The sequence below is a fragment of the Gemmatimonadota bacterium genome, assembly GCA_009838645.1.
Lineage (GTDB): Bacteria > JAAXHH01 > JAAXHH01 > JAAXHH01 > JAAXHH01 > JAAXHH01.
Genome location: VXRC01000007.1, coordinates 1 through 2,658 on the forward strand (window position 1 = coordinate 1; position 2,658 = coordinate 2,658).

A 2,658-nucleotide genomic window follows, 5' to 3' on the forward strand; every position below is an offset into this window, starting at 1 on the left:
TTGGAAGATCTAAAACCAGACTGTACGGTATTGGGAATATTACCCAATGAGCTAGCCACCGATTTTTGTGTTGACTTTATCGCGCCTCGCTGGCAAATGTGGTCGAGACGGGGCAGTTCACGCATAGCGAGCATCTCGCTTAGCATCTCAGTTGATTCGGCATATGCACTCAGACATTGGCGAATGCGGCACCACCATTAAACCCTTCTGGTGAATCCAATGAGAGGCAAGGTTCTCTGCGGGAAAAACCTGCTTGACCGGTTTAAGTACCTTCTGAGCCAAGCGTGTTCTGTCGATATCGCCACAGCCTGGGCGACTCCAGGAGTGCACTTGCGAGCATTGCGCGCCGCCGCAGATCAGCGCGTGAAGATCCGGGCCATCGTCGGAATATCGGGCAACGCGACGGACCCCGATGCCTTGAAGGAGTTGAACAGAATTACTGCTGGTGACCTCAGGATCGTCCCGAAGGGTGATCGTCTCTTCCACCCCAAGGTGTACCTATTCAAACGGCACAATGGTGGGACCGAAAAGCGTCATGCGTGGATCGGAAGCGCCAACTTGACCAGTGCCGGGTTCGGAGGTTTCTCCAACGGGAACGAAGAGATTATTTTGGAGGTGGATCCCGGCGAGCAGGCCGACGCGCTTGCCGGTTGGTCCCGAGAGCGCTGGAATCACTATCACATGGATTCGCCCGTCTCGGAAGAGATCCGTCGGTACACGAAAGACTGGAGGCGGAACCCTCCCCATTGACAAGTCCGACTGATCACATCGGGGCGGATCCGGAGAGATCTTCTCAGCGATGATATCGAACCACTGCTGACTCTAGAGGAATACCGGCAAGCCCTGATCAGATGTGAGGAGGCCTTGAGAGATGAAGGACGGAAATGGAATATCCTTGACTCACAAGGTGAGAGCTACATGAGAGTGATTGCTGTCCGCGGCGAGCTGCTGCACGCCGCGAGCTGGTCGGAGCTAGATGGCGACCCACTGAAGCGGCTGAAGGGTAGCTACCAACGCGAGAATCGGGCGTGGTGGGGGCTGACTGGACGTATGGGTCGAACGAACTGGCTGGCAGTGTGCAATAACGAGAGTAAGATCAAAAAACATCTGGACACTGTTCGTCTAGCTAAAAATCACGAGTTTCCAGGCGTTGCCGTTGATGCGATGCGGGCACTGATGGACATTGAAAACGTGGGCTATGGGACTGCGACACTTTTGCTAACGCTGGCGCGGCCGGACCGGTTGCTGTCGCTCAACACGGCATCCGAGAAAGCATTCGGAAAGCTGTCAGGGATGAGCCCTTGGAAGCTCAGGAAACCTGAAAACTACAAGAAGCTGCTTCAATGGCTCTATGACCTGCCTTGGTACAAAGAGTACAAAGACACACCGCCAATAGATGAAGACTTGGTCCCGATCTGGGAATTCCGCGCTGCCCTCGTTGACTCGTTCGTGTACGAACCGACGTAGAGACATAGTCGGGCGATGGCGACTCCGCTGAGCGGAGGAAAGGGTCCGGTGCTCACGAACCGCGTTCGAGCAGAGGTCTGGGCTTTCGAATCCAAAGTGCAACCCGAGGCCGAAGACAAGAGATACTGCCATCGACGCTGACAGCAGCAATTCACCGATCTTGAGGTTTCTTCTCCTGGTGCGATAGATCTGCCCTATGGCGCAATCGTGACCGACAACCAGGATGAACAGAACCTGCAGCGAGAGTTTCCCACTTCCGCGACGGCATGAGTGCATTGATGGCTTCCACTAATAACGAGGTGCAGCGCAGCAATGCTCACGAGGAACGCTATGTCAGACCTCACACGCGTCACCGTTGCACCCGGGCTGCAACCCTCCAACTCGTTTCCGGACCGGGGGAAGGTAGAGAAGGAGGCCATAGAAAAACAATACCGGGATCCTCAAGCACACCCTGCGAGTTGCGTAGACACCGGTGAACGCCCGGCCGCTCTGCTGGTCGACGACAACGATCTTTCCAACAGGGACTTCTCCTAACGGGGAGGTGTCCGTCCTTAGGTCAATCGCCCGGAACCAGTCCAGTCGTGCGGTGCGCTTTGCCTGCCGCACACAGTCTGGGCAGTTCGGATTATAGTGAAGGAAGAGTCGCATTCTGGCAAATGATCTTCTGTAAGAGTATAACGGGAGGCAAGCAAGAGCAACGTCAGTAACACCTCTCCTAACCGCCCTTTCGGAAGCTGCAGGTGAGAATAGGCTTGCCCACCCAGATCCCTATTGCTGACACCTTGGTAATGCGAGGTACTCGCGTAAACCCGCGTCAGGGCGAACCAACGGACGCGGACGTATACGCCGACGCCTTCTCCAGCACCGGATTAGCGTTGTAAGCCTCCGATTGCCCAGGGGCAATACTAAGATACTCCCAATCCTGCCCGCGGAACGACTTGGCCAGATACACGATCTGCCCAACGTGATAGGCTGCGTGCGCCAGGGAGCGCAGGAGTGCCTCGTGCACATTGAGGGAAACGCGGCGGACGGTCACTTCAGAGGCAAGATCGTCGTCGCTGAGCTGCGAGAGCGTGTCTAAGAGCACGCCCCATCCTCGGTCCCACTTCACTGCGATTTCCGACGGTGAAGCCTCACGGCGGTCAAATTCCGACTCCCGATTGCGCCACGGCTTTTCGCCGTCCGTGGTCA

General features: G+C 56.2%; 3 protein-coding genes. 2 read left to right on the forward strand and 1 reads right to left on the reverse strand.

Translation table 11 applies throughout. The features are described 5' to 3' along the window. The first annotated feature begins 219 nt into the window (after positions 1-219). Positions 220-750, forward strand: coding sequence for an NgoFVII family restriction endonuclease (locus F4Y38_02960; protein MXY48241.1), 531 nt, complete (start codon positions 220-222; stop codon positions 748-750). A 168-nt stretch (positions 751-918) separates the two neighbouring features. Next, positions 919-1,467 carry a hypothetical protein gene (locus F4Y38_02965; GenBank protein ID MXY48242.1) on the forward strand — a complete coding sequence of 183 codons (549 nt, stop codon included), beginning with the start codon at positions 919-921 and terminating at the stop codon, positions 1,465-1,467. A gap of 814 nt (positions 1,468-2,281) precedes the next feature. Here F4Y38_02965 and F4Y38_02970 read toward each other — a convergent pair. After that, a partial coding sequence (locus F4Y38_02970; protein ID MXY48243.1) for a DUF1572 domain-containing protein occupies positions 2,282-2,658 on the reverse strand: 377 nt, incomplete at its 5' end.